Annotated in this window: 22 protein-coding genes and 1 pseudogene; 8 read left to right on the top strand and 15 right to left on the bottom strand. The window is 47.6% G+C overall.

Translation table 11 applies throughout. The features are described from left to right. The 5 genes and pseudogenes from Q0174_RS00680 to Q0174_RS00660 form a co-directional block, all read right to left on the bottom strand. Positions 1-499, bottom strand: a pseudogene (locus Q0174_RS00680) (CCA tRNA nucleotidyltransferase); the annotation flags it as partial. Continuing rightward, complete coding sequence (locus Q0174_RS00675) at positions 459-1823, bottom strand: hypothetical protein (protein WP_298040939.1); 1365 nt, start codon at positions 1821-1823, stop codon at positions 459-461. The gene Q0174_RS00675 and the pseudogene Q0174_RS00680, both read right to left, overlap by 41 nt. Continuing rightward, the gene (locus Q0174_RS00670) at positions 1816-2058 is read right to left on the bottom strand and encodes a hypothetical protein (RefSeq protein WP_298040937.1); all 243 of its coding nucleotides are present in this window, start codon (positions 2056-2058) and stop codon (positions 1816-1818) included. The genes Q0174_RS00675 and Q0174_RS00670 overlap by 8 nt, the downstream gene beginning before the upstream one ends. A 9-nt stretch (positions 2059-2067) precedes the next feature. Then, a complete protein-coding gene (leuB, locus tag Q0174_RS00665; RefSeq protein ID WP_298040935.1) occupies positions 2068-3138 on the bottom strand; it encodes a 3-isopropylmalate dehydrogenase in 1071 nt (356 codons plus the stop codon). Positions 3139-3147: 9 nt separating this feature from the next. Beyond that, positions 3148-3630 (bottom strand): 3-isopropylmalate dehydratase small subunit, encoded by a 483-nt coding sequence (locus tag Q0174_RS00660; RefSeq protein ID WP_298040933.1) that lies wholly within the window; start codon positions 3628-3630, stop codon positions 3148-3150. Positions 3631-4035: 405 nt separating this feature from the next. On the opposite strand from Q0174_RS00660, the gene rpoD reads away from it, so the two are divergent. From rpoD to Q0174_RS00645, 3 genes are all read left to right on the top strand, one after another. Beyond that, on the top strand, positions 4036-5916 hold the full coding sequence (rpoD, locus tag Q0174_RS00655) for an RNA polymerase sigma factor RpoD (protein WP_298040931.1): 1881 nt from the start codon (positions 4036-4038) through the stop codon (positions 5914-5916). 201 nt (positions 5917-6117) lie between these two features. Next, on the top strand, positions 6118-6687 hold the full coding sequence (locus Q0174_RS00650) for a DJ-1/PfpI family protein (RefSeq protein ID WP_297962780.1): 570 nt from the start codon (positions 6118-6120) through the stop codon (positions 6685-6687). A gap of 237 nt (positions 6688-6924) precedes the next feature. Beyond that, complete coding sequence (locus Q0174_RS00645) at positions 6925-7047, top strand: hypothetical protein (RefSeq protein WP_298040929.1); 123 nt, start codon at positions 6925-6927, stop codon at positions 7045-7047. Between the two features lie 435 nt (positions 7048-7482). Here the strand turns inward: Q0174_RS00645 and Q0174_RS00640 are convergent, their stop codons facing one another. From Q0174_RS00640 to Q0174_RS00610, 7 genes are all read right to left on the bottom strand, one after another. Continuing rightward, on the bottom strand, positions 7483-8931 hold the full coding sequence (locus Q0174_RS00640) for a DKNYY domain-containing protein (protein ID WP_298040927.1): 1449 nt from the start codon (positions 8929-8931) through the stop codon (positions 7483-7485). A gap of 172 nt (positions 8932-9103) precedes the next feature. Next, positions 9104-10345, bottom strand: coding sequence for a uracil-xanthine permease family protein (locus Q0174_RS00635; RefSeq protein ID WP_298040925.1), 1242 nt, complete (start codon positions 10343-10345; stop codon positions 9104-9106). A gap of 592 nt (positions 10346-10937) precedes the next feature. Next, positions 10938-11831, bottom strand: a complete 894-nt coding sequence (locus Q0174_RS00630) for an NAD(P)H-dependent glycerol-3-phosphate dehydrogenase (RefSeq protein ID WP_298040941.1) — start codon at positions 11829-11831, stop codon at positions 10938-10940. 45 nt (positions 11832-11876) lie between these two features. Then, on the bottom strand, positions 11877-12041 hold the full coding sequence (locus tag Q0174_RS00625; RefSeq protein ID WP_298040923.1) for a hypothetical protein: 165 nt from the start codon (positions 12039-12041) through the stop codon (positions 11877-11879). A gap of 780 nt (positions 12042-12821) precedes the next feature. After that, a complete protein-coding gene (gene gatB, locus Q0174_RS00620; RefSeq protein ID WP_298040921.1) occupies positions 12822-14243 on the bottom strand; it encodes an Asp-tRNA(Asn)/Glu-tRNA(Gln) amidotransferase subunit GatB in 1422 nt (473 codons plus the stop codon). A 112-nt stretch (positions 14244-14355) separates the two neighbouring features. After that, complete coding sequence (locus tag Q0174_RS00615; protein WP_297896069.1) at positions 14356-14580, bottom strand: hypothetical protein; 225 nt, start codon at positions 14578-14580, stop codon at positions 14356-14358. After that, positions 14570-15250: a F0F1 ATP synthase subunit A gene (locus tag Q0174_RS00610; RefSeq protein ID WP_298040920.1), complete on the bottom strand. Its 681-nt coding sequence runs from the start codon at positions 15248-15250 to the stop codon at positions 14570-14572. Before Q0174_RS00610 ends, Q0174_RS00615 begins: the two co-directional genes overlap by 11 nt. 556 nt (positions 15251-15806) lie before the next feature. On the opposite strand from Q0174_RS00610, the gene Q0174_RS00605 reads away from it, so the two are divergent. The 3 genes from Q0174_RS00605 to dnaK are packed head-to-tail and all read left to right on the top strand — an operon-like array spanning position 15807 to position 19098. Then, a complete protein-coding gene (locus Q0174_RS00605; protein WP_297949967.1) occupies positions 15807-16595 on the top strand; it encodes an HrcA family transcriptional regulator in 789 nt (262 codons plus the stop codon). Next, on the top strand, positions 16592-17167 hold the full coding sequence (gene grpE, locus Q0174_RS00600; RefSeq protein WP_298040918.1) for a nucleotide exchange factor GrpE: 576 nt from the start codon (positions 16592-16594) through the stop codon (positions 17165-17167). Before Q0174_RS00605 ends, grpE begins: the two co-directional genes overlap by 4 nt. Positions 17168-17211: 44 nt before the next feature. After that, positions 17212-19098, top strand: coding sequence for a molecular chaperone DnaK (gene dnaK / locus Q0174_RS00595; protein WP_291937735.1), 1887 nt, complete (start codon positions 17212-17214; stop codon positions 19096-19098). Positions 19099-19624: 526 nt separating this feature from the next. On the opposite strand, the gene tupA is transcribed toward dnaK, so the two are convergent. Then, positions 19625-20443: a tungstate ABC transporter substrate-binding protein TupA gene (gene tupA / locus Q0174_RS00590; protein WP_291937738.1), complete on the bottom strand. Its 819-nt coding sequence runs from the start codon at positions 20441-20443 to the stop codon at positions 19625-19627. 70 nt (positions 20444-20513) lie between these two features. Between tupA and tupB the strand changes: the two genes are divergently transcribed. Both tupB and tupC read left to right on the top strand, forming a co-directional pair. After that, on the top strand, positions 20514-21206 hold the full coding sequence (gene tupB / locus Q0174_RS00585) for a tungstate ABC transporter permease TupB (protein WP_298040916.1): 693 nt from the start codon (positions 20514-20516) through the stop codon (positions 21204-21206). Next, the gene (gene tupC, locus Q0174_RS00580) at positions 21203-22477 is read left to right on the top strand and encodes a tungstate ABC transporter ATP-binding protein TupC (protein WP_298040914.1); all 1275 of its coding nucleotides are present in this window, start codon (positions 21203-21205) and stop codon (positions 22475-22477) included. The genes tupB and tupC overlap by 4 nt, the downstream gene beginning before the upstream one ends. A 515-nt stretch (positions 22478-22992) precedes the next feature. Here tupC and Q0174_RS00575 read toward each other — a convergent pair. Beyond that, the gene (locus Q0174_RS00575; protein WP_298040912.1) at positions 22993-24318 is read right to left on the bottom strand and encodes an aminotransferase class V-fold PLP-dependent enzyme; all 1326 of its coding nucleotides are present in this window, start codon (positions 24316-24318) and stop codon (positions 22993-22995) included. Positions 24319-24475: 157 nt separating this feature from the next. After that, on the bottom strand, positions 24476-25623 hold a 1148-nt coding region (locus Q0174_RS00570), incomplete at its 5' end, for an ankyrin repeat domain-containing protein (RefSeq protein WP_366112402.1).

Here is a 25623-nt window from a genome sequence, read left to right as displayed (position 1 = left end):
GAAAAAGCCGCAGCGCATCTTCCTGAAACCGTTCTTTTGCATTGCCGACGGCGGCAATACGTCTCTTACGGATATCTTTCCGGCCGCCCACATAATCATAAACTTGTCCGGCCGCACCCATTGCCAGCGCATTGATCGTAAAATCGCGCCGCCTGCTAGCCTCATGTTCGTCCGTAGCCAAAGCGACGCTAAAGCCCTTGTGTCCGATGCCCGTCTTACTCTCGGTGCGCGGAAGCGAGATGTCGAAGTTTTTGTATTTATAGACGAAGTAACTCTTGCCGACGCCCTGTGCGCCGAAGCCATGCATAATTTGCTCGAAACGGTGCGGACCCACATCATAAAGCTCCACATCCACATCAGCGCTCGCCCGCCCCAAAAAATGATCGCGCACGCAACCGCCTACTAGATATATGCGTGAGCTAAATTTTTTAAGATAATCTAAAAGCGCGATGAAATCGTCATTTTGATAGATTTTCAAGTCGGTTTTCGATACTTGCAAGCAAAAATTCCATAAATTTTAAATTTAGCTCCACACGCGCGTTCAAATCGCCCTTCTCAAAAGCGTTCAGCCCCTCAAAAAGCACTAAAATTCGCTCTTTTATCGCGCTCAAAAACTCTGCCTCGCTTGAAATTTTAAAATCTGCATTTGCGAGATATTTTGATTTATCGCTCGCTTGAGGTTGTCTAGCAGCCCCGAGATGTCGCGCTTCCTCGGGCTGGTGCAGGGCGGAATTTTTAGCACCATAAGAGGCAAAACTTCCCGCTTGCATATCCTGTGCGGCAGAATTGCGAAGCTGCGGCGTGGCGAGCTCATCACCTCGCACCCCGGGCGTCGTAAAATTCTGCGGCTGCGAAACGAAATTTTGCTGGCGCGCGGCAGCATTGCGGATCTCTAGCGCGGCGGAATTTTGAGCTTGAAGCGACGCTAAATCCTGCTTTTTAGAATGCGCCGTACCGAAATAATCGTCAGCTTCGTTTTCTTTGAAATCAAAGCCAGGCCCAAAATCGTCATTGCTTAGCTCCTTAAAATGCGCGCCTAAAATACGAGGCGTCAAATCTTGCTCGCTTTGAGAGTCGTCATCCGTAGAATTTAGCGCTAATTCAAAATCTTTACTTTCGGCAGAGCTTTGCGCTATGCTTGCGTCCCTGCTTTGCGGAGAAACAAATCCATTCATATCGCTACCTAAACTATCGTAAATTTCACCTGCGATGCCTGATAAATCACGCAAGCTTTCGTCAAATTTTGCGGCGGAGCTTTTTAAAATTTCATCGTTTGCAAAGGTTGAATTTGCGGAATTTTTGCCGCTTGCAGAAGCGGAATTTATAAAATTTTCTCCGCCCAAAGAGACGGAGGCCACGGAATTTTCACCGCCTGCAAGATCAGAATTTTTAAAATTCTCTTCACCGGAAAAAGTAAAATTTTCATCTTTTGCGGCAGATTTTTTTAAAGTAACGTCCGCTGCAAATTCTGCGCTGCTAGGCGCAGAGCTCTTACTCGCCATGGAATTTGAATGATCGAAGGCGGAATTTAAAGCGTCCGATGAAACAAAGCGCGAAGTGGAATTTTTAGTATCTAAGGAAGTGAAATTTTGCGCGTTTGATGAAGCGATATACGGTGCAGATGTGGAATTTAAGGCGCCAGATGCAATGGGATCTAGCGCAAAAGAAGCGGGGCTTAAAGCATCCTGCGAAGCCTGCGCTTCTGCTTCAGCGCCGTTTGCATTCACAGCCCCCTCTTGCTGCACCGCCAAATCTTGCACGCGCTTTTGTGCTTTCATCTCATTTACTGCTTCGATGATATCTTCCAGTTCATTTTCATACATCAATTAGCCACCTCTTAAATTCCGCTTGTTTGCGCGCATCGACGCTAAAAAAGCGCTCCAGCATCGCCATATTGGCGCCAGAGCTTACTCGATGATTTAAATTTAGCCGCGCAAAAAGCACGGCGATATCGGCATTGCTAGGATCTGCGCGAAGTGCGGCGCGGCAGGCACGAAGCGCGCCGTAAATATCGCCTCTCTCCTCAAGCTTCAAAGCATAAGCAAGCGCGCTATTCAAGGCTTATTCCTAGGCTTTGGCCGCGTAATCTGCGATGATCGAGCCGATCTCTGCGGTCGAGCAAATTTCTTTGGCGTCGTACTGCGCGATATCCTTGGTGCGGTATCCGTCGCGAAGCACGGCGCGCACGGCGCTTTCGATCGCGGCTGCGGCCTCATTTTCGCCAAATGCGTATTTTAGCATCATCGCAGAGCTTAAGATCGTAGCGATCGGGTTTGCGATACCCTGTCCCGCGATATCGGGCGCGCTGCCGTGGATCGGCTCGTAAATTCCTACCTTGCCGCCGATACTCGCACTCGGAAGCAATCCGATCGAGCCGCAGATCATGCTCGCCTCATCGCTTAAAATATCGCCGAACAAATTCTCCGTCAAAATCACATCAAACTGCGCAGGCGCCCGCACGAGCTGCATAGCGGCGTTATCTACGTACATAAATTCTAAATTTATCCCCGCATAATTTTTGGCTAGCTCGCTTACGACCTCGCGCCACAGCTGGCTTGTTTCAAGCACGTTGGCCTTATCCACGAGCGTTATCTTTTTATTTCGCAAAAGCGCAGCCTCAAAGGCAACTTTTGCGACGCGCTCGATCTCAGAGACGTTGTAGCACATCGTATTTAGCGCGTCCTTTTCGTTTTTTGCGCGCGGCTGCCCGAAATAAATCCCGCCCGTAAGCTCGCGTACCACCATTATATCGACGCCTTTGATGATCTCCGGCTTTAGCGTCGAAGCGTTTATCAGCTCATCAAAAATCATCGCAGGGCGCAGATTTGCAAACGCTCCGAGCTCCTTGCGAATTTTTAGCAGCCCGCTTTCGGGGCGCAGTTCGCGCGGCAACCCGTCCCATTTCGCGCCGCCGATCGCGCCGAAAAGCACCGCGTCGCTTGATTTAGCGGTATTTAGCGTTTCATCCGGAAGCGGAACGCCCATAATATCGATTGCCGCGCCGCCCATCAAGCGGTAGTCAAAATTTAGCTCAAAATTAAATTTATGGCTTACGGCATCGAGCACCTTGATCGCTTCTTCGATGATCTCAGGGCCGATTCCGTCGCCTTTTATCACGCATACGTCGTATTTTTTCATCTAAATTCCTTACAAATTTATCTTTGTTTTTGCATAATTTATCGCTCCACCGGCATCGAGGAGCTTTTGCATAAACTCCGGTATCGCGCCGAATTTATACTGAGTTTTTTGAGTTAAATTTTTAATTACGCCGCCCTTTAGATCGATGCTAAGCTCGTCGCCCTGCGCGATCTTGTCCGTCTCGTCGCATTCGAGGATCAAAAAGCCCGTGTTGAAGCTGTTTCGATAAAAAATCCTAGCGAAGTTTTTTGCGATCACGCATGAAATTCCGGCGGCCTTAAGCGCCAAAGGAGCGTGCTCGCGCGAGCTGCCGCAGCCGAAATTTTTCCCCGCTACGATGATATCGCCGTGAGCTATTTTGGACGAAAAATCCCTGTCCGCATCCTCCATGATGTGCGTCGCAAGCACCGCCGCATCGGAAGTGTTTAAATAACGCGCTGCGATAATAATGTCGGTGTCGATATCATCGCCGAATTTCCATACTTTTGCCATATTTCCGCCTTAAATTTTAAAATAGATGCGCGATTTTACCGACAAATTTATTAAAATCCGCTCAATTGCTCCAATATGAGGGCGAAATTCCTCGCTTAAAATTTAGGGCTAAATTTAAACGCAAGAGCGCAGAGATAGGAAGTTTGGAGGCGTTAAATTTTAAATCGGCAGCGCAAAGGGCGGAATTTCGGCGCGCTAATTTTCGTCTTGCGAACGCGGAATTTTAGAGAACAATCTTAAATTTAGCTAAAAATATAACCTAAATTTTAAAATTTAACCTAGTTTCTAGAATTTCAAAAATTATTGAATTTAGATAGTTTGCACCGCATATAAGCAAAAATAAAGAGCGTTTCGGTATAATCCAATTTTCCAAAAACTAAATACACAACGACACAAGGAGATTTTATGGCGAGCCCAAAAGACGCCTTAAGCCCCATCGAGCAATTTTTCGACGACAATCAAAAAAGCTACATCACCTACGAAAGACTGATAAAATTTTTCGATAAAGCCCCCACCGCAACGGCCGTTAAGAAGGTCGAAGCGCTTACGAAAAAATTTGACGTCGAGCTGATCTCCGCCGCAGAAATCTCCAAAATCAAAAATTTAGAGGACGCAAAGCTCAAAGAAGCGACGCAAAAAAGGCTGCTGGACGAGGGCTGGGACGAGGAGTTTGACCTATCTAGCGACGTCGAGCTTTTGGAGTGGAGTCGCTCTGACAGCCCTGTGCGAATGTATCTGCGCGAAATGGGACAGATCCCGCTGCTGACCAAAGAAGAGGAGATCGAGATCAGCAAAAAAATCGAGCTCGGCGAGGACATCATCATCGACGCGTTTTGCTCCGTGCCATATCTGATCGATTTTATACTTGATTACAAAGAGCCGCTCATCAACCGCGAGCGCCGCGTAAAGGAGCTTTTCAAGAGCTTTGACGACAGCGACGAAGAGGGTGAAGATGAGGACGAAGAGGAGTTGTCGGAGGATGATTACGATGATGAGGAGGAGAGCACGGATGAGGACGAGGCGAAGCAAAAGCGCTCTAGAAAGAACGATAAGCGCGCTCTAAAGGTCATCGAAAGCTTCAAGGCTCTTGAAAAAGCCAAAAAGGACTGGATGAAATTTGCCGAGAAAAACGCCGAGGCGATTAAGCAGAGCAAGGGAATTTTATCGAAGCTGAACTTGGCGTTTAAAAAGAAAATTTTAAAAGAAAAGCTCATGGATCTAGGGCCAACCAGCAAGCTCATCACCGAGATCGTAAAATCGATGGAGACTGCGCTAAAAAGCGACGAGGGCTTCGAAAAGGAACTCAAGCGCCTGGAATACAAGCTGCCGATGTTTAGCGCCGAACTGCGCGAAAATCACAAAAAAATCCTAAAAGATATCACGAAGCTTAGCAAAGACGACATCATCGCCCGCGTGCCGGAAGCTACGATGGTCTCGACCTACGTCGATATTAAAAAGCTCTTTTTAACCAAAGAGGCGAGCAAAAAAAGCTTTAATCTCGAGCCCGAACGGCTGAAAGAAATTTTAGAGCAGATCAAGCGCGGCAAGCGCATCAGCGACAACGCAAAGGCGCGCATGGCGAAGTCCAACCTGCGCCTGGTCGTCTCCATCGCCAAGCGCTACACCAATCGCGGGCTGCCGTTTTTAGACCTCATCCAGGAGGGTAATATCGGGCTTATGAAGGCTGTGGATAAATTTGAATACAAGCGCGGTTATAAATTTTCGACCTATGCGACGTGGTGGATCCGCCAGGCGATCTCACGCGCTATCGCCGATCAGGCTCGCACGATCCGCATCCCGATCCATATGATCGAGACTATAAATCGAATTAATAAAATCACGCGCAAATATATGCAAGAAGGCGGCAAGGAGCCCGATATCAACGTCATCGCGCAAGAGGTAGGCCTTAGCGTCGATAAGGTAAAGCAGGTCATCAAAATCACAAAGGAGCCGATCAGCCTAGAAGCGCCGATCGGAAACGAGGACGACGGCAAATTCGGCGATTTCGTCGAGGACAAAAGCTCGGTTTCGCCGATCGAACAAATTTTAAAATCCGACCTAAAAGAGCAGATAGACGACATCTTAGAGCAACTCAACGACCGCGAGCGCACGGTTATCCGCATGCGATTCGGACTGCTTGACGACGAGAGCGACCGCACGCTCGAAGAGATCGGTAAGGAGCTCAATATCACTCGCGAGCGCGTCCGCCAGATCGAAAGCTCGGCGATCAAAAAGCTAAAACACCCAAAGATCGGCCGCAAACTCAAGACCTATATCGAGAGCTAGAACAAAACGCAGATATAGCGATCTAGCGACACGCCGAGGTGGCGGGGCTTTTTAAAGCGATGTTATCGCGCGTACCTGAAAAATCATAGAATTCCGTTCTAAATCCAAAGCGGAATTCTAAAAAATTTTATAAATTCTACGATTTTGCTTAGTTTGATATGCGAACCGAACTGAGTAGTGTAGGTTATTCAAGGAGACTTTATGAAAACTTTAGTAATCGTTATTTTAGACGGCTTTGCCGACTGGGAGGCTTCGCTACTGGCTCCCGCACTACGATATTTCACGGACTATAGCATCCTTTATGCCTCAACCGATAAAAACGAGAAAGTATCGTTCGGAGCTTTACGCGCAAAACCTGATTTAACAATAGATGAAATTTCGCCAGATGCCGCGGCAATCGTGTTAATCGGCGCTAGAAATTCATGGCGCGAACTGCCTAGCGAAAACGCCTCAAAAATTGCTAATTTAATAGAGGAATTTAAACAACAAGGCAAGGTGGTAGGCGGTATTTGCGACGGGGCGTATTTCTTAGCGGCGGCAGGAGCGCTAAATGACTGCCATCACACCGCAAATAGTCTAGCAGACATCGTTAATTTGCCAAAATACAAAAATAAGCATGCCTTTATACAAACAAGTCGCGAAGCCGTAGTAGACGGTAAAATGATCACCGCAAACGGAAACGCATTTATTGATTTTACTATTCAAATGCTGCGCGCCTTAGGAGATATAGACGAAGCAATAATTGCCCAGTGCGAACAAATGTGGCGATAAGTAGGCAGTGCGCGTTTAGCAAATAAAATTTTGCCGAAGCAACACTCGAGCATATAAGCACAAATGAGATACAAAAAATACTGAAAATGAAATTTTGCCGAAGCGGTACGACATCGACGCTCGCTAGGTCTAACACAATACCTTAGTTTGCGTGCTTCTTTGCAAATACAGCATGGAATTTTACGCTCGTTTTGCCACTAAAATTATATACGGCGCGAGCCTAAGCCAACAGACGCTATGAAATTTAGAACAAAGTGTGCCGCCAAAGCGGTACTTCAGCACGCGCCCATCGTCGTAAGCAAAAACGACGTCTTTCCCGTCTCGCCTTTAAATTTAATGGAGCTCACCATGCCTCAATAACCCTCGCACGGCGAAATTAAATAGGTCTCAAAAAGCAAAAGCCACAAAGCTTGCTTTGTACATCTTATTTGCCACTTTATACCGAGTCCCGTTATCTCCCGCCGCCTCATTATTGCGCGCCGACATACAATGTAATACCTGTAGCTTTTATGGCCCGTTTATCACATCCCACCGCCATGATGCCTTACCCATAATGGAACGCTTTAAAAATATGGTAGAGCCGTCTCTCTTTACTTACACTTGCTGTACTCGCAATCACAGCGCGCATAAATTTGCCGCATTGCTGCGCTGGCAACCGCAATACTATCTTAAATTTACTGCTCCGCCGTGTCGTCCCGCTCTTAAATTTATCTTCCGTAGCCAAGGGTACGTTGAGTAACACGACGTCAGTATTTTTGTCTCGCTCTAAATTTACCTTCCGCCGTACCGCTAAATTTAGCCGCGTCGCAAGCTGCGCTTTTTAAGGTAGCTATAAATCCAAGCCCCGAGTAACAAAACCGCCGCGAGGCAATACATATAAAAGGCCGCGCCGTTTTCATACTCCACGTCCTGTGCGGTAAAGACCTGCTGCGACATTTCGGGGTTTCGCGCCGCCTCGTCCGCGACCTGCGCCATCACCTCATCGTCGTGTACCTCAAGCGTGATCTTTCGCAGCTCGATGAAATTCGTCCGCTTATCCAGATGCCTGCCGCTGCGACCCGTGACGTAAACGCTATGCGAGTAGAAATTTAGATAGTAAAATCCCGCATCGTCTTTAAAAAGCTTCTCCGAGATCTGCCGCACGGCGCCTTTAAACGGATTGTCGCCCGCCCTTTTTAGCGCGCTTAGCCGGCTGGCGTCTGCGCCAAATTTATAATAAACGTACCAAAGCGCGTCTTTGAGCCGGCCCTCGGCGCCGCTGCCGCGCGGACGATTTAAAATTTTATCCTTGCTTAGATAAAATATGCCGTTTTTGCTCGCAAACAGCATGTATTCTTGATGCCTGCCCTGAAAATTTAGCGGCGTATAGGGCTCGTTTGCGGGGTCAAATCTCTCGCCGTTCATCAGCACCGCGCCCGCCTTTGGATCATAAAGAAACTCTATGCCGGCGTTTGGCTCCACGAGATACATCCGCTCGCTAGGCGTGAAATTTAGCCTCTCGCCGTCCGCATAAACGCTGCGTCCGTCGCTTAGCCACCGATCGATCAGGCGAAAGTGCGCGGGCAGCTCGGGGCCATCTTCGTATATGATTTTTCGCCTTATCTGTTTTAGATTTTTTGCGTCGGCGCCCACTAAAATTTTACCCTCGTAAAATACCCGCTCGCCGTCGGTGGCGACGTAAGGGCTCTCAGTCAGCGGCGAGATGGGCGCGCTGGTATCGAGTCTAGCGTATGGATAGTTGTACTCCTGCGGCCATTTGGAGAGCCCAAACGCATGTAAAAATACTTTGCAAATGTAGCTTATTGCGCCGCCCGTGCGCTGCGTGACGTCCGAGCAGAAGTAGCTCACGCGTCCGTCGCTGTAGTAGCGGGAGCCGATCTTTTGCGTGCGCGCGGGATCCAGTCCCGACATCTTGCGAGCGCCGCAAAATACGCTACTAGCGTCCATACCGACGTTTGTGTAGGAGTATCTGCCGGTATCAAGCGCGCGAAAGCTCGCCGCGTCCGCGCCGCCCTCCAGCTCGTAAGGAGCGAGATTCCAAGAGCGTAGATAAATTTTACCGCCGATATTATAATAATCGCTGCGGCCGATCTTTTGCGCGTCCGCGGGCAGCTCGCGCGAGCTATCATACACCGATAGCTCATAGATAAAAACGAGCGAGACGAAGAGCGGCACGAAAAGCACCGCAAAGAGGAGCTTTAGCGCCTTTTTATCAAATTTGCTTAAATTATTCGCCTTTTTCATAAGGCAATTATATATCTTGCTAGTTTAAAACGTTAGAAATTTAAAAGCGTTTGCGGGGGAAATTTTAAAATTTATGGCGCGGTAAAAAGCTGCAGATGAATTTGATGCCGAAATTTTAGCTCAAATTTATCCGTAACCGGGCGAAACGACGCAAGCTTCGCGCAAATTTAACTCAGTATCCGTCAAAATGCTTGGTCTTTGGCAGAACCAAATTTAGCGTGATGCCGATAAGCGCGCCAAGTCCAACGCCGCTAAAGCTCATCGCGCCAAAATCCAGCACCATGCCGCCGATCGCGCAGACGAAGATGAGCGCGACGATGATCATATTGCGCGGCTCGGCTAGATCCACGTCGTTTTTGATCAGAGTCTCCATGCCCACGCTAGCGATGATACCGAAAAGCAGCAACATAATGCCGCCGATGACGGGAGCGGGGATCGTGGAGAGCGCGGCGCCGAGCTTACCCACGAAAGCTAGCAGTATCGCCGCAAGCGCGGCAAAGGTCATGATGGCGGGATTATAGGCCTTTGTGATACTGACCGCGCCCGTGACCTCGGAGTAGGTGGTGTTCGGCGGGCCGCCAAAGCAGCCTGCTAGCGACGTCGCGAGTCCGTCGCCGAGCAGAGTGCTTTTAAGTCCCGGGTTTTTGAGAAAATTTTCCTTCGTGACGTTACTGATCGCAAGCATATCGCCGATGTGCTCGATCGCGGGCGCGATGGCGATAGGCACCATGTAGATCACCGCTTCGAGCTTAAAAACCGGCGCGGTGAAATGCGGCAGCACAAACCACGGCGCGTTTAAAATCGGCGTAAAATCCACGATCCCGACAAACAGCGACGCGCAGTATCCCGCCGCGATGCCGCAAAGTATCGGCACGAGGCGCAGCATACCGCGGCCAAACATCATCACGACGATAACCGCCGAAAGCGATATGAGCGCGATAGTGAGCGACTGCCCTTGCGTGTAGAGCGCCTCCTTGCCCTTGCCCATGACCATATTTACGGCCGCGGGCGAGAGGATGAGGCCGATCGTCATGATGACGGGACCGACGACCACGGGCGGTAAAATTTTATGCAAAAAGCCCTCGCCTTTGAGCCTAATGAGCAGGCTTAGAACCACGTAAAAAAGCCCCGCCGCGATCACTCCGCTCATAGTCGCGGCGATGCCCCACTCCTTCACGCCAAAGCTTAGCGGCGCGATAAACGCGAAACTGGATGCGAGAAAGATCGGCGGGACGTGTTTGCGCGTGATGAGCTGAAACAGCAGCGTGCCGATGCCCGCCGTAAACAGCGCCACGGACGTATCAAGCCCCGTTAAGATCGGCACCAGCACGAGCGCGCCGAACGCGACGAATAGAAACTGTACGCCGACGAGAGCGTCGCGTAGCCTGAGATTGTAGCCTTCGTATTTTTCCATCTTGTTAATTCCCCATTCGCTATGGATTTTTGATAAATTTTTACTACTTGCTGCAGTCGCGGACGAATAGTCCGCTCCTTTGCAAGCACTAAAAATTTATCGAAACTACACATCATCTGTCTTGAATATTTTCAAAATTTATGCCTTTCCGCCTCATCTAAAGAAAAAATACTACGCCTTAATTTTTAAATCTGACACATCAAAAATTTTGATCTACCCGGTCGCAGACGGGCAGTCCGTTCCACCCTCGGCCGTCAACCACCTGCGACCCATCTTAAATGTTTTAAAATTTTACGATCTCATTTTAAAATTTCGCACTCAAGCTTAAAGCTAAATTTTAAGTCAAAGCCGCTACGCCACATCGTATACAAGCGCCATTTTGCTGCGATTTTGCGTCGTATCAGATGCGCGAAGCCGCAAGGCGAAAATCAAGCCCATAAAATTATCGGGCAAAGCCGCGTAAGCAGATCCAAACGGACAACGACCAAAATCCGCAAACCAGCAACTAAATTTCACAAACATAGCGGATAAATCAAAACTATACAGACCGAATTTACCACTAAAATTTAGCGAGAGAATTCCGTCGTACGGCTCATTTTTTGCGAAGCAGGTCTTTTAGGCTCGCTCTTACATCCTTGCCACGCAGAATTTGCGCGACCTCGGTAGCGATCGGAGCGTAGATCTTGTGCTTTGTCGCGATATTTACGACCGCTTCGGTCGTAGCCACGCCCTCGGCGACCTCGCCCAACTCACGCAGAATTTCTTCGAGCCCTTTGCCGCGCGCAAGCCCTAGTCCCACGCGGTAGTTTCGCGATAGCGCACTCGAGGCGGTCAAAAACAGATCACCCACGCCACTTAAGCCCAAAAAGGTCTCGTCTCGCGCGCCGAAAAACTTGCCAAAGCGCGCGATCTCTACGATGCCGCGTGCGATCAAGCTCGCTCTAGCGTTATTGCCGAGCCCCAGCCCATCGCAAACGCCGCTAGCGATGGCAATGACATTTTTATAAGCGCCACACACCTCTGCGCCGATGATATCGCCACTCGTGTAGGTCTTGATGTAGACAGGGAAGGCGCTTGCGAAAAGTTCGGCTAGATTTTCGTTACACGAGCTTACGACGAGCGCGCAAGGCAGCTTCTGCATGACTTCGGTGGCAAACGACGGACCTGATAGATAAGCAAGATTGCCGCGTGCAACGTACGCTTCAAAAATTTCGTTTAAAAACCTACCGCTAGCCACGTCAATGCCCTTGGAAGCGACTAGAATTTTTTGATTTTTGTAAGTGAAATTTTGATCCAGCCACTGCGCGGTTTGCTGCGCTGCGAGCGCGAAAACGAGCGCTTCGCACTCCAATGCCTCGCTCACGCTTACAAAATGCGGAATTTGCCTTGGCGTGCGCGAAGTGATGACGCATTCGTTTTTCGCGCTAAGCGCGTCAAAAAGCGCGCTACCCCATTTGCCCGCGCCGATAACCGCGATTTTCATTATGTTCCTTTTTAAAAATTTATTCGCAAATTTGCGGTTTTTCAAATTTCATTCTCTTGAAATTCCCGCTTTTTGAAAATTTAGCCCAAAAGCGCCGACATGAGCCTGCACAAATGCTAGTCGAAGCCACGCTTTAAAATTCGCTTTTTGAAATTCCATCTCGTCAAAATTTCGTCTCGTTAAAATTTCGCGCTTTTGAAATTTACTCAGCAAAAACTTTGCTTTTTTTAAAATTTACCTTACTAAAATTTCATACTTTTAAGGTTTTGCTCCTCCGTCAAAAAACACTTTCACAAAAGGCGCGGCAGTGAACGAATGAGGATTTTGAAACTCCATTATACGTTTTAAATTTCACTTGTGCATCGCCAAGGCAAATCAAATTTTTAAAAATTTTACTCAGACGCCCGATCGCAAATCGCGCTTTTAAATCCGCTTAAATCTATCAAGGCGTGCTTTGGACCTAGATGATCTGCGGTCGCTCGCCACGTTATCGTTTGGCGCAAGGTTTGAGGCACGCGTATCCGACGCAGCGATTGATTAAATTTAGCCTACACATCGACTCGCCACTCAAATTCGACCCTGCGTATTCGATCCTATCCGCGCACCCGAGTTGCCGTTTTTGCTCCCTCAGGCAGAGTAATTTTACGCATTCCCTGAGAGCTTTGCCGCACTTTGACGGTAGCCGTAAGTAAAATTCCTAACGGACGCGCTTCTTAAACCCCTCCGTCGCAGACCGACACTCGACACAAACGACCTGCACGAGAAAAAACGAGCTCAAAAGAACAAAACGTGTGTGAGGCAGAGCGGGTAGCCACCAAGATCGCACCGAATGAAATTATAACACGCAAAAGCCTTCGTCATTGGCGCGCGAAAGCTTTAGCTCGAAGCAAAACGCTGCGAGCAGATTTAAAATTTTATCCCTAAGAGCTTCATCTATCGCATGCATCGCGCCCCGCCTTTAATTCGCCGTTTGCTGCCGCAAAAGCTGCGAAATCAGCCCAGCTTCTGTTTTAAAAGCTCGTTCACCTTCGCAGGATTAAATGCGCCCTTACCCTCTTTCATCACTTGACCTACAAAGAAGCCGAATAGCTTGTCCTTGCCGCCGCGATAGTCTGCGACCTTGTCCTCGTTTTCGCTCATCACGCGCTCTATAATCTCCAAAATCGCGCCGTCGTCGCTTACCTGCCTCAAGCCTAGCTTGTCGATGACCGAGCTTACCGCCTCGTCGTGCTCCATTAGATAATCAAGCACCTCTTTGGCGGCCTTTTGCGACACTGCGCCGCCTTCGATCGCGCTTAAAAGCTCATTCATCTTCGCGCTACCTACGGGCGAGTCCTCGATCGTAACGCCGTTTTTGAGCCTGCCCGCAAGCTCGACGGTAAGCCAGCTGACGCAAAGTTTAGGCTCATGTCCCGCCGCGATCAGATCCTCAAAAAATCGCGCGTTTTCGTAGGTGGAGATTATGATCTCGGCGTCTTTTTCTTTAACACCCAGCTCGCGGACGTAGCGTGCTTTTTTCTGATCCGGCAGCTCGGGGATCTGCTGCGCAGCAGCCAGCATCTCGTCATCCACGATCACGGTTAGCAGGTCAGGATCGGGGAAATAGCGATACTCGGCGCTGTCTTCTTTACTACGCATCGGTTTGGTGATAAACTTAGCGGTGTCGAAAAGGCGCGTTTCTTGCACGACCTCTTGATCATATTTGCCGTCCTGCCACGCTTCGATCTGACGCTCAATCTCGAACTCGATCGCCTTTTGGATAAATTTAAAGGAGTTTAAATTTTTAATCTCCACGCGCGTGTAGAGCTTTTGCTCGCCTTGCGGACGGATGCTGACGTTTACGTCGCAGCGAAACGAGCCTTCTTGCATATTTGCGTCGCTGATATTTAAAAAGCGCAAAATGCTGTGGAGTTTTTTTAGATACGCGACCGCCTCGTCCGCAGAGCGCATATCGGGCTCGCTTACGATCTCGAGTAGCGGCGTGCCAGCACGGTTTAGATCGACCAGGCTGCGCGAGCCTTCGTGATTATTTTTGCCCGCATCCTCCTCTAGGTGCGCGCGCGTAATGCCGATGCGCTTGCTCTGTCCGTCCGCGGCTATGAAAAGCTCGCCGTGCTCGACGATCGGGATCGTCCACTGCGAAATTTGATACGCCTTGGGAAGGTCGGGATAGAAGTAGTTTTTGCGGTCGAATACCGACTTGCGATTGATCGTCGCATTGACGGCGGTGCCGAAGCTGATGGCTTTTTTAACCGCCTCCTCGTTTAGCACGGGAAGAGCGCCCGGAAGCGCCAGGCAGGTCGGACAGACGTGCGAATTTGCCTCGTCTCCAAAGCTCGTGGGGCAGGAGCAGAAAATTTTGGTTTTAGTATTTAGCTGGCAGTGTACCTCCAGGCCGATCACGATTTCAAACATTAACTTAACCTTTTAGAATAAAAATTTCGCGTAATTTTACAATTTTTTGCTTTAATACTCGCTTGTAGCGGCACACGGCGCAGCCAAATTTTAAAATTTAATCGGATAGATTCTATTCGCCGCCGCTAAGGAGCTTTTCTTTCAGATCGAAAACATCGACCATCAAGCAGGTAATGATGACGCATATCACGCCCGGAGCAGTGCAGATGAAGAGGAATTTTAACCCCAAAAAATAAAATGACGGATAGGCAAAAAAGACGAATGCGCCGACGAAAATCAATCCGAACGACGCACCCACGAGGAAGTATAAGAAATTTCGCTTAAAATTAATGCTCATCGACGATCACGGCGCCCGCTAGATAAACGTAGCTTAAAACCATGAAAATGAAAGTCTGCAAAATCGCCATAAAAGTAAGCAGCGCAAACGGTACCATCGGCACTAGCGCAGGAGCGAGAGTAAGCATAACTAGCAGGAAGGTATCGTCGCCTTTGATGTTTCCGAAAAGTCGGAAAGAAAGCGATACGACGCGCGAAAAATGCGAGACGATCTCTATGACGAACATAAACGGCGCTAGGATTTTCACCGGGCCCATAAAGTGCTTTAGGTAGTTGATCACGCCGTGCTCGCGAACGCCCTCAAAATGGTAATACAACCAAACGCAAAGCGTAAGCGAAAGGGTTAAATTTAAACTCGCGCTCGGCGACTCAAAGCCCGGCACCAAGCCGATAACGTTACTAAAAAATATCACAAATCCCAATGTTGCGATTAGCGGAAGATATTTTTTGGCTTGTTCCTCGCTGCCCATAGCATCCTTACCGATCGTTAGCACGCCGCTTAAGTAGGCTTCGGCGATGTTTTGCATACCGTGGGGTACAAGCTGAAGCGAGCGAGTGGAGCAAAGCACGACGGCTACGATGATAGCGACGACCAAAAAGAAGTAAAAAAGGTAGATAAAAGTGTGGTCGTAAGAAATTAAACCGCCGAAAAGGAAGATGTCTTTTAGCATAAAAACCCTTGATCGTTGAAATTTGAGGCGTATTTTACACTTCTATTCGTTAAAGTATATTTAAATTTACGCTAGCAAGTAAAATTTTGAGCTTTGCGAGTTCTTGCATCGCTTTGCTTGCCTAGCACTTTCGTCTAGCTTGCACGCCATTTCTGCGGGGATTTTGCGTTTTTTTAGCATTTAACTTCACATTTTCAGCATTTCAGCAAATGACAAAATTTTAGCTGGTAACTACGGAATTTGCAGCTATACTGTTAATACTATTTTTGCAAAATAGAATTTATCTGTCGCATACAGAGAAGCCCTAAATCAGCTATGCGGTAAAATTTGTGTTTATAGATACGAAAAATACGATAAAATTCTACCGCGACGGCGCCGTGGCGAATTCCAAGAATTCCAAGAATTCCAAGAATTACGCTCACCTCAAAAATCATAGTTAAAATTTAGCAAACTCAGGACTTGATTGCTAAAATTTTATAAAATTTATATAAAAACCTTGACATATTGCCACTCAATGTTGTATAATACTGGCAATCTTACCGAAAGAGTGCTAAAAGTGAAAACGAATAAACGTGATATGATCCTGGAATCCATCATTTCCGCCTATCTCGATAGCAACACCCCGATCGGATCTTCCGAGCTGGGTGAGCGTATGGGCGTAGCGATGTCAGCGTCTAGCATTCGAATTTATTTTAAGCGTTTAAGCGACGAGGGGGCTTTGACGCAGCTTCATGTAAGCGGTGGTAGAATCCCCACAGTTGCGACGATGCAGGATTACTGGCGCGCTAGACTTAGCTTCGACGATGAGTTGAAAATAGACGATGCTCGCGAGCTAGAAGCGGTGCTTGAGGATTTTGAAATTTACTGTATGATTTTCAACGCCGAAAACGAAGCCCTAAGCGAAGTCATCAATCACGATGATCGTTTCATAATCCTTACATTTAGAACGGATGAGATTATCTTAAAATACGATTTTAGAGTTTTTAAATTCCTATCAAATTTAATAGGAATTTCACTCGGAGATTTGGAGCTAGCTTCGATGCAGATCGGTCTGCGCGAGCTTAGCACCAAAATCAAAGAGCTAAAAAATTCTAAAATCGAATTTCTTTGTAACGAGGTCGTAGCGTATAAAATTTTCAAAGACGAGCGGTTTAAAATTTTACTTAACCCCTCGATCGCCGTAAATTTTACTAAAAATTTGATCTTCGCGCCCTACTTCGAGCACGGATTTATGGGGATCAAACGCCCCGTAAAATTCGAAGGCGAGGACGCTACGATGATCTGCGCAGGCAGCGTTTACGAGAATTACGAGAAATTTTTTAACTACGCTAAAGGAGTAGCATGAGCCATAAATTTAAAGAGCACGGCGATAAAAACGCAGCGTGCGATAGTGAAGAAAAAGAGGTTTGCGAGCAGTGCGCGTCAGAGGCGAGCGAGCCACAAGAGGCGCAGACATGCGACGATACCGATGCGCAGATACAAAAGCTTCAAAACGAGCTAAGTGAGATTACCGATAAATTTTACCGCGCCAATGCGGATTTTGAAAATCTAAAAAAACGTTTGGAAAAGGAAAAAGATAGCGCTGTTGCTTACGCTAGCGAGAGCTTTGCGAAGGATCTGCTGCCGATAATCGACGCGCTTGAGGAAGCCGCCAAAATTGATGTGGAAGGTAATGAGCTTGCGGATAAAATCGAAGTTGGCGTAAAACAATGTCTAAGCCTTTTTACAAAGACTTTTGAAAAATACGGTATCGTGCCGATAGCGACGGATGCGGGATTTGATCCTAGCGTGCATAACGCGATCTCGATGATCGAGGCAGCGGGTGCAAACTCGGGCGATATAGTTCAGGTCTATCAAAAAGGCTATATGTATAAGCAGCGCGTTTTGCGCGCCGCTATGGTAGTAGTGGCGAAATAATCGCTCAAATTTTAAAATTTTAAATTCAACACAAAGGATAACAAATGGCAAAAGTCATAGGCATCGACCTAGGAACAACAAACTCGTGCGTAAGCATATTCGAGCGCGGCGAGAGCAAGATCATACCGAACAAAGAGGGCAAAAACACCACTCCATCGGTAGTCGCTTTCACCGACAAGGGCGAGGTTTTAGTAGGCGACAGCGCTAAACGCCAAGCCGTCACTAACCCGGAAAAGACGATCTACTCGATCAAGCGCATCATGGGTCTTATGATGAATGAAAAAAATGCGCAGGAAGCTAAAAAGCGCCTACCGTATAAGATCATCGACCGAAATGGCGCGTGCGCGGTAGAGATCGCGGGCAAGGTTTATACGCCGCAAGAAATTTCAGCCAAGGTGCTAATCAAGCTAAAAGAGGATGCTGAGGCGTTTTTGGGCGAGCCGGTTGTCGATGCGGTCATAACCGTGCCTGCATATTTCAACGATAGCCAAAGAAAGGCTACAAAAGAAGCAGGAACAATCGCGGGCCTAAACGTGCTTCGTATCATCAACGAGCCGACCGCAGCAGCGCTTGCGTATGGGCTGGATAAAAAAGAATCCGAAAAGATCGTAGTTTACGATCTGGGCGGCGGTACGTTCGACGTAACTGTGCTAGAAACCGGCGATAGCGTTGTAGAGGTTTTAGCTACCGGCGGTAATGCATTTTTGGGCGGCGATGATTTCGATAACAAACTGATCGACTTTTTAACCTCAGAATTTCAATCTGAAACAGGCATCGACTTGCGCGGCGATGTCATGGCTATGCAACGCCTAAAAGAGGCTGCGGAAAACGCAAAAAAAGAGCTAAGCAGCGCGATGGAAACGACGGTAAATTTACCTTTCATCACTGCTGACGCCACAGGTCCAAAGCACCTGATGAAAACTATCACTAGAGCTAAATTTGAAAGCATGATCGATTCTTTGGTAGATGAGACCATAAGCACGCTTAAAAAGGTTGTAAGCGACGCGGGACTAAGCATGAACGACATAAAAGAAGTCGTCATGGTGGGCGGCTCGACGCGCGTGCCTTTAGTGCAAGAGGAGGTCAAAAAGGCTTTCGGTAAGGAACTAAATAAGAGCGTAAACCCTGATGAAGTCGTAGCGATCGGCGCTGCAATCCAAGGCGCGGTCATCAAAGGCGACGTAAAAGACGTGCTACTACTCGACGTGACTCCGCTAAGCCTCGGCATCGAAACCCTAGGCGGCGTTATGACCAAGATCATCGAAAAGGGAACTACGATACCTACGAAAAAATCTCAAACCTTCTCGACAGCAGAGGATAACCAAAGCGCCGTTACGATCAACGTCTTGCAGGGCGAGCGCGAGTTTGCGAAAGATAACAAATCGCTCGGAAATTTCAATCTTGAAGGTATCATGCCCGCTCCTCGCGGCGTGCCGCAGATCGAGGTGGAATTCAACATCGATGCGAACGGAATCTTAACCGTTTCGGCAAAAGACAAAGCCACCGGCAAAGCAACCGATATCCGCATCACCGGCTCAAGCGGCTTAAGCGATGCCGAAATCGATAAGATGGTAAAGGATGCCGAGCTTCACAAAGAGGAAGACAACAAGCGCAAAGAGACCGTCGAAGCGCGCAACCAAGCCGACAGCATCGCACATCAAACCGAAAAGAGCCTAAGCGAGATGGGCGAGAAGGTGCCGGGCGATCTACGCGCTAAGATCGAGGGCGCGCTAAATGATCTAAAAGCCGTGCTAAAGGATGAAAACGCGAGCAAGGAAGCGATAAACTCTAAAGTAGAAGCCCTAAGCAAGGTCGCCGAGGATCTATACAAGGCTGCCAGCGCAAATCAGGGCGCGCAAGGCGGATCGCAAAGCTCTGGCTCAAACGGCGGTAAAAAAGACGACGACGTCATCGACGCCGAAGTCGAATAGTTCGCTCACACGAAAAGTGAAATTTATAACCGCGCGCTCGGTAGTTTTGCCTGCACTTGAAAAGTAATTTTACCGGCGCGCGGCAGAAGCGACCCCATAAACCGCACATAAAATTTCATAGCTTCACAGACTCGGGCGTTTTTCATACGCCCGAGCTTAACTGCTACTTCAAATTAAATTCCCAACAAACTAAAATTTTGAGTCACACATAAATACTACTAAATTTTGCGCTGTATAAATCTCGCTAGACATTAGAGCATATCCGAACGCGACTGAAATTTATCCCCACTGATCCCAAATATAGCTGAAATTTTAAGCCTATTACAGACAAACGAAGCTGCGATAAATTTAAACGTATGGCGAGAAAGTAAAAAATGTATCGTAAAAAGACGCGGTAAAAAACGCCCGCTAAATTTAGAGGCAAAAGAGCTAAATTTAAAGGCGCGCAGATTGAATTATGAAAAAGCAAAAGCCCAAAGGCGATGCTTTGCCTTTGGGCTTTAAATTTAGCCTTATTTAGCTAGAGCTAGTTCTTGCGAGTATTCGCATCAGGGGTGAAAAGCGGCTTATTTAGCAGCTTGAAATCGCCCACGAACTTCTGCCCCTTCTCGCTAGTGATCCATTTGATGAAGCGCTGCGCGTTTTCATAGTCGGCTTTTGGGCAGTGCTTCGGATTGACCGCTATTACGGAGTAAAAATTCTTCAGATCGTTATCGCCTTCGTTGATGATAACCATATCTGGATTGCCCTTTTTATTGTCCTCGTATTTGATGTAGGTGCCGCGATCGGTAAAAGTCACGCCCTTTTGCTCGGCAGCTGCGTTGATCGTAGCGATCATACCTTGACCGGTTTGGTTATACCACGCCTCGTTTTCAGGCACGGCGCCCTCAACCTTTTTCCAAATTCCTTTCTCTTTGTTATCGGTGCCAGATTTGTCTCCGCGAGAGAAAAATTTAATCTTCTCAGCCTTGATCAGCTCAAACGAGCCCTTAAGATCCTTGCCTTTAAATTTAGGCGCGATCGATTTATCGGCGATGAGGATAAAATCATTATACATAACGGGCGTGCGATCAACACCGAAGCCTTTTTCTACAAATTCTTTCTCGACCTTCGGCGAATGCACGAAAAGTATATCCGCATCGCAGTTTTCGCCAAGCTTTAGAGCAGCACCTGTGCCTACCGCCGTCCATTTGATATCGACGCCGGTTTCCGCCTTATACGCAGGATAGATAGCGTCTAGCAAGCCCGTATTATCGGTGCTCGTTGTAGTTGCCATCACCAAATCGTTATCGGCGGCAAAAAGGCTCGCACTAAGAGCGAGCGAAACAAAAAATATTTTTTTCATGTTATCTCCTTTAAAAAATATGCTATTATAGCATATAAATTTGCCAGAATAGAACATTTAGGACACAATCTTGGACTTTATTTTAGAAGGAATTTTAAGCGCATTCGGGCTGCTTCTTAGCGGCGATGCGGAGACATTTTCGGCGATCAAAGCGACGCTTTATACTTCGAGCATCTCGATACTTTTTGCGATTTTAATCGGCTTTCCGATAGGATTTATCCTCGGATTTTACGAATTTCGCGCTCGCAGAACGCTTAGGCTTTTAAGCGACGTAGCGCTTGCGATGCCCACGGTGGCGATAGGACTGATCCTTTACGCCTTCATATCCAGAAACGGCCCTTTGGGCGAGCTGGGGCTGCTTTTTACGCTCAAAGCGGTAATGCTCGGGCAGTTTGTGCTGGCACTCCCTATCATCGTCTCGCTAAGCGCCAGCGTCATCGAAAATATGGACAAAAAGCACTATCTAAACATTATGAACTACCGCCTAAGCCCGCTAAATTTAATCCTTTGCGTGCTTTACGAGCTACGCTACGGCTTACTGGTCGTCATCGCCACCGCTTACGGGCGGATCGTCGCGGAGGTGGGCGTAGCGATGATGATCGGCGGCAATATCAAATATTTCACCCGCACGATCACCACGGCGATCTCGCTTGAGACCAACAAGGGCGAGTTTGCGATGGGTATAGCGCTCGCGCTGGTGCTAATTTTAATAGCGTTTGCGGTAAATTTAGCCATCCATGCGCTAAAAAGGCTAGATCGATGAATGCAGATAAGCTAAAGCGTCCGAGCAAAAATTTCACGGACAAAAACCGGGCGGAGCGAGAGCGCGAAAATTTTATGAGCGAAAATTTCACGGACGCAAATTCCGCCGCCGAGAATTCTACGGACATAAATTCTACGCGCGTAAATTTTGCCGTGGGAAATTTTAAGAGTAAAAATTCTGCAACCGAGAATTCCATTAGCGCAAATTCTACGGGTAAAAATTCCAAGAGCGAGAATTTCGCGAGTGAGAATTCTGCGAGAAAGAATTTCGCGAGTGAGAATTCCGCCGCCGCGCGATCTGTACCCGATAGCGAGCTGATCTCGGTGCGAGATCTAGTGCTGCGCTACGGGCGGAGCGAAATTCTAAATATCCCTAGCCTTGATCTAAATACGAGCGGCATCACGGCGCTTTTGGGCTCCAACGGCAGCGGCAAATCCACGCTACTGCGGATTTTATCCTTTTTGCAGCGTCCAAGCAGCGGCAGCGTGGAGCTTTGGGGGCAGCAGGCGCCCTCTTTGCAGACGCTGCGGCAGACCTGCTTGCTGCTGCCCGAACCCGTGCTTTTAAAACGCAGCGTAGAGCAAAATTTTAAATTTGCGCTCAAAAGCCGCGGCGCGCTTGCGGAATTTGACGAGCGGGTTGATGAGGCGCTCGGCTTAACAGGGCTTGATAGAGGTTTTTTATCGAAGAAGCATTTCGAGCTTAGCTCGGGGCAGACGCAGCGCATCGCGTTTGCGCTCGCTTTGGCGCAGCGCGCGAAGCTCTATCTGCTCGACGAGCCGACCAACAGCCTCGATCTTGCCGCCTCCAAGCTCTTTGCGCGCGCGATTTTATTTATGCGAAGCCGCTACGGCTGCGGTTTTATCATCGCCAGCCACGACGAGAAATGGCTCAGCGCGATCGCGCAAAGAAGCGTATTTCTGCATCGCGGCAAGATATGCGAGTTTGAATACAAAAATATCTTTGAAGTGCAAGACGGGGTTTTAAAATTTTCGGACGAAATTTCGCTGCGCCTTGAAAAGGGGCTCGCACGCGCTCGCAAAATCGCGATAAATCCGAGTAAAATTTTATTATCCCAAAGCCCGTTTGAGCATTGCTTCGCGGGGATTTTGCACTCGGTTTCGCTTCAGTACGGCTCCTCTCTACTCATCAAGATCAAAGCAGGCGACGTGCTGCTAAAATGCGTCACGGCGCAGGATGAGCGGCGCTGGAGCGCGGGCGAGAGGATCTATTTCGGATTTGAAGACGGCGCGTTTTTGGGACTGGAGTAATTCTGCGCGAAGTACGGATAGGCTTAATTTTGCTTTAGAATTTTATTCGCGCGGCACTAATAAATTTCATTTCTGCCTGAAATTTTCACTGCAAACCATCTAGCGCGGCGTGCCCGGCGAAACAGGGCGCAAAAATTTGCGTCTTGAAATTTTGAAATTTACAGGCAGGGCTTTACCTAGCGGCGCAGTGTGAAATTTTAAAATTCCATTGCTAAGAAATTTTAATGCTTAGCCGCGAATACAGCTAACGGGATTTTGAAATTCCACAATTTAAAATTCTAAATTTTAACTCTGCGGAATTTGCCTGCAAATTTATAGGCGGAATTCTCCGCAGAGCGTGTTGTTTATTTTGTCTGCGGCGCAAAGGCAGAACGATAGTAAGAATTCTGCGGCGCAAAACCCGCGTAAAATTCTAAAGAGACGGCGCGGAATTCCGATAAATTTTAAAAACTGTGCGGAATTTTATAAAATTTCGAAAGCTCAAAAAAAGTGGCAGAGCTTTAGCCTTACACTGCTTAAATTTTCCCACCGAACATCTCATACATCGCCTTTTCCTCGCCCCAAAGCTCGCGGTGCTTTTTGATGCAGGATTTTATCGCGCCCACTAGATAGAGCACATCTTGCTCGGTGTGCGTGTAGTGCAGGCTCACGCGCACGAAGCCAGGCTTACTTTCTGGCATGCGTCCCTCCTTGATACCCAGCAGATCGTGAGCATACGGCCCAGCGCACATCACGCCCGCACGCGTCTGGATGCCGAAGTCGTTACTAAGGCTCGCGGCGAAATCATACGCCGAGACGCCGCGTACGTTAAACGAAATTATCGGCAACCGCGGCGCGCCCTTTGGAGCGTAGTTTATGATCTCGTCAATGCCTGTTAGCTCGCTCTCAAAAAGCCGCGCCAGCTCGTCCTCGGCGCTTTTTATTTGCTCGAAGCCCACCTCGTTTCGCAGCGCATAAGCCAAATTTGCCCGCATAAGCCCGATGATAGGCGGCGTACCGCCCTCCTCTAGCTGCTCGGGATTTTTCAAAAACACGTGCCCTTCGCGGCTAGCGTAGGCGACCGTCCCGCCCGCAGCAAATGTCGGCACATCACTGTTAAGCAGCTCTTTTTTGATCGCCAAAAGCCCGCAGCTTGCAGGTCCGCCGAGTAACTTATGCGACGAGAGGAAAATCGCGTCGAAATGATCGCAGTCTAAATTTGCGTGCGAGCTCAGCGCCGCGCAGTCAAAGGCGACGATGCCGCCCGCAGCTCTGATTAGCTCGCTGATCTTTTTATAATCGCTAATAACGCCCGTGACGTTTGAGGCGGCACTAAACGAGCCGATGATGCGGCGTGCTGCGTTAAGCTTTAGTATGCGCTCAAGCGCAATCAGATCGATCTCTCCGCCCTCGCTAAGAGGCACGCGCAGGTAGTCGCAAAGCCCCTCGCGAAAGCTAAGCTCGTTTGAGTGGTGTTCGTACGGCGAAACGAGCACGAGCGGAAGCTGCGCGGCGCGTAAATTTGCCTCGCCGATCGCGCTTCTAGTCGCAGGCGGCAGGTAGATGCCAAGCAGCTCCTGAAATTTCTTGATCGCAGCCGTCGCGCCCTGTCCGCAGGCGATGAGATAAAACCGCTCGTCAAGTCCCAGCAGCTTTTTTAGGCTCTCGCGTGCGCCCTCGTAGCGCCGCTGCGTGATGATGGCGCTGGAGCTACTATCGGAGTGGGTGTTGGCGTAGGTTTTGAGAACGTCCACTATCTCGCGCTCTACAGGCTCATAAGCAAGCCCCGAAGCGGTGTAGTCAAAATAATGCACGCCTTGTTTTAAGATGATATTTTTTCGAATTTCATCTAAGCTTAGCATTCGCAGCCTTTAAAATTGAAGTGATTAATTATAGTGAAATTTGGATTAATTTAAGGCTTTACGGCCTGGCAGGAAGAAATTTTAATGAGAATTTTGGAAGAATTTTGCCCACTATATCACTTAATTTCTGATGCTATATAGTTTTACTCCTTCAAATTTATTGATTACTATCTAGTTTTTTAGCTGCTTCTTGTCTTAGAATTTCGGCATAATCTTTTATATCTATTTTCTCGCCGTTATGTAGAATTTCCACTTTCGCTTCCTCTATCATTTCCTCAAAATTTAAATATTTAAAAAATGTCTCAATATCGAATGCCTCAGTACTATTTTTATCTTTTAGGCTGCTTTTTTGCAAAATCTCTTCATCGCTTAGCCCATTGCCGCAAAGAGCTTTATATCTATCTATTTTCATATTATAGAAATTCAATATTTTAATATCCGGTTCTAGCTTAGTACATTTTTTATCATTCGGCATATAGCCGAAAAATTTTATAAAATCTTTTTCTTTCCAGTATCTATCCGTTCCTTTATCTTTTTCTTCGTTATTTTTAACTTCCCATCTCCCCCGAAGAGCCCATTCATATGATTCTAAAATCTTTTCTCCATAGCAGTAATCGTTCATATGATTTATGTAAGATATTTTCTTTTTTATGGTCCCGAGTAAAGAATTTAAACATTGTTCCTGAACCATTATAAATTCTTCTTGCGTTGGTATACCCGCAATATTGTATTTGACTAATAAATCTAGCATCGGCTTATAATATAGCAAGTCCACTAGCTCTGTATAAACAGAATGCTGGAACGATATATCTTTAGCCATCTTATAGTTTATATAATAAGTATGTATATATTTTGGATCAGGTTTCATCCCTTGTTTAAAAGCTATTTCTGCAATCTCCGTCAAACCATTACTTATGGCATAATAAAGGATACTATCTACGTCACCCTTTGGACCGTCTCTTCTCACGATGCAATCTGCAAAATTATGAGTTTTATGTATCCCATTTTCATCTACTATTATATTTAGCTTTATAATTTTATAGATAGGGCAGTCCAGATACCATTGTATAGCCTTCACCTCCTCAAATTTAACGCCGTTATCCAAAAGTAGTCTTACTGCTTTGGTAGCATTATTTTCTATCGCATAAGCCATAGCGGATAGCTTGTATTCGTCTTTTTTATGTATATCCGCACCTAGCTTTATAAGCTCTTGAGTGGTATTTGTATCATTCCAAAAGCTAGAATACATAACGGGCGTTACCCCTCCGTGCATAGTATGATCGACGGTTAGATTGTTATCTTTCA

This window comes from uncultured Campylobacter sp., from assembly GCF_937996225.1.
In the GTDB taxonomy this organism is placed as follows: domain Bacteria; phylum Campylobacterota; class Campylobacteria; order Campylobacterales; family Campylobacteraceae; genus Campylobacter_B.
The sequence above is the reverse complement of the archived record's forward strand: the minus strand, read 5'-3'. Positions and strand labels throughout refer to the sequence as shown.

Bases quoted from the DNA above. Each gene is read 5' to 3' on its own strand.
- Q0174_RS00675 (WP_298040939.1), bottom strand. From the start codon at position 1,823: ATGTATGAAAATGAACTGGAAGATATCATCGAAGCAGTAAATGAGATG.
- leuB (WP_298040935.1), bottom strand. From the start codon at position 3,138: ATGAAAAAATACGACGTATGCGTGATAAAAGGCGACGGAATCGGCCCT.
- Q0174_RS00660 (WP_298040933.1), bottom strand. From the start codon at position 3,630: ATGGCAAAAGTATGGAAATTCGGCGATGATATCGACACCGACATTATT.
- rpoD (WP_298040931.1), top strand. From the start codon at position 4,036: ATGGCGAGCCCAAAAGACGCCTTAAGCCCCATCGAGCAATTTTTCGAC.
- Q0174_RS00650 (WP_297962780.1), top strand. From the start codon at position 6,118: ATGAAAACTTTAGTAATCGTTATTTTAGACGGCTTTGCCGACTGGGAG.
- Q0174_RS00645 (WP_298040929.1), top strand. From the start codon at position 6,925: ATGAAATTTAGAACAAAGTGTGCCGCCAAAGCGGTACTTCAGCACGCG.
- Q0174_RS00640 (WP_298040927.1), bottom strand. From the start codon at position 8,931: ATGAAAAAGGCGAATAATTTAAGCAAATTTGATAAAAAGGCGCTAAAG.
- Q0174_RS00635 (WP_298040925.1), bottom strand. From the start codon at position 10,345: ATGGAAAAATACGAAGGCTACAATCTCAGGCTACGCGACGCTCTCGTC.
- gatB (WP_298040921.1), bottom strand. From the start codon at position 14,243: ATGTTTGAAATCGTGATCGGCCTGGAGGTACACTGCCAGCTAAATACT.
- Q0174_RS00615 (WP_297896069.1), bottom strand. From the start codon at position 14,580: ATGAGCATTAATTTTAAGCGAAATTTCTTATACTTCCTCGTGGGTGCG.
- Q0174_RS00610 (WP_298040920.1), bottom strand. From the start codon at position 15,250: ATGCTAAAAGACATCTTCCTTTTCGGCGGTTTAATTTCTTACGACCAC.
- grpE (WP_298040918.1), top strand. From the start codon at position 16,592: ATGAGCCATAAATTTAAAGAGCACGGCGATAAAAACGCAGCGTGCGAT.
- dnaK (WP_291937735.1), top strand. From the start codon at position 17,212: ATGGCAAAAGTCATAGGCATCGACCTAGGAACAACAAACTCGTGCGTA.
- tupA (WP_291937738.1), bottom strand. From the start codon at position 20,443: ATGAAAAAAATATTTTTTGTTTCGCTCGCTCTTAGTGCGAGCCTTTTT.
- tupC (WP_298040914.1), top strand. From the start codon at position 21,203: ATGAATGCAGATAAGCTAAAGCGTCCGAGCAAAAATTTCACGGACAAA.
- Q0174_RS00575 (WP_298040912.1), bottom strand. From the start codon at position 24,318: ATGCTAAGCTTAGATGAAATTCGAAAAAATATCATCTTAAAACAAGGC.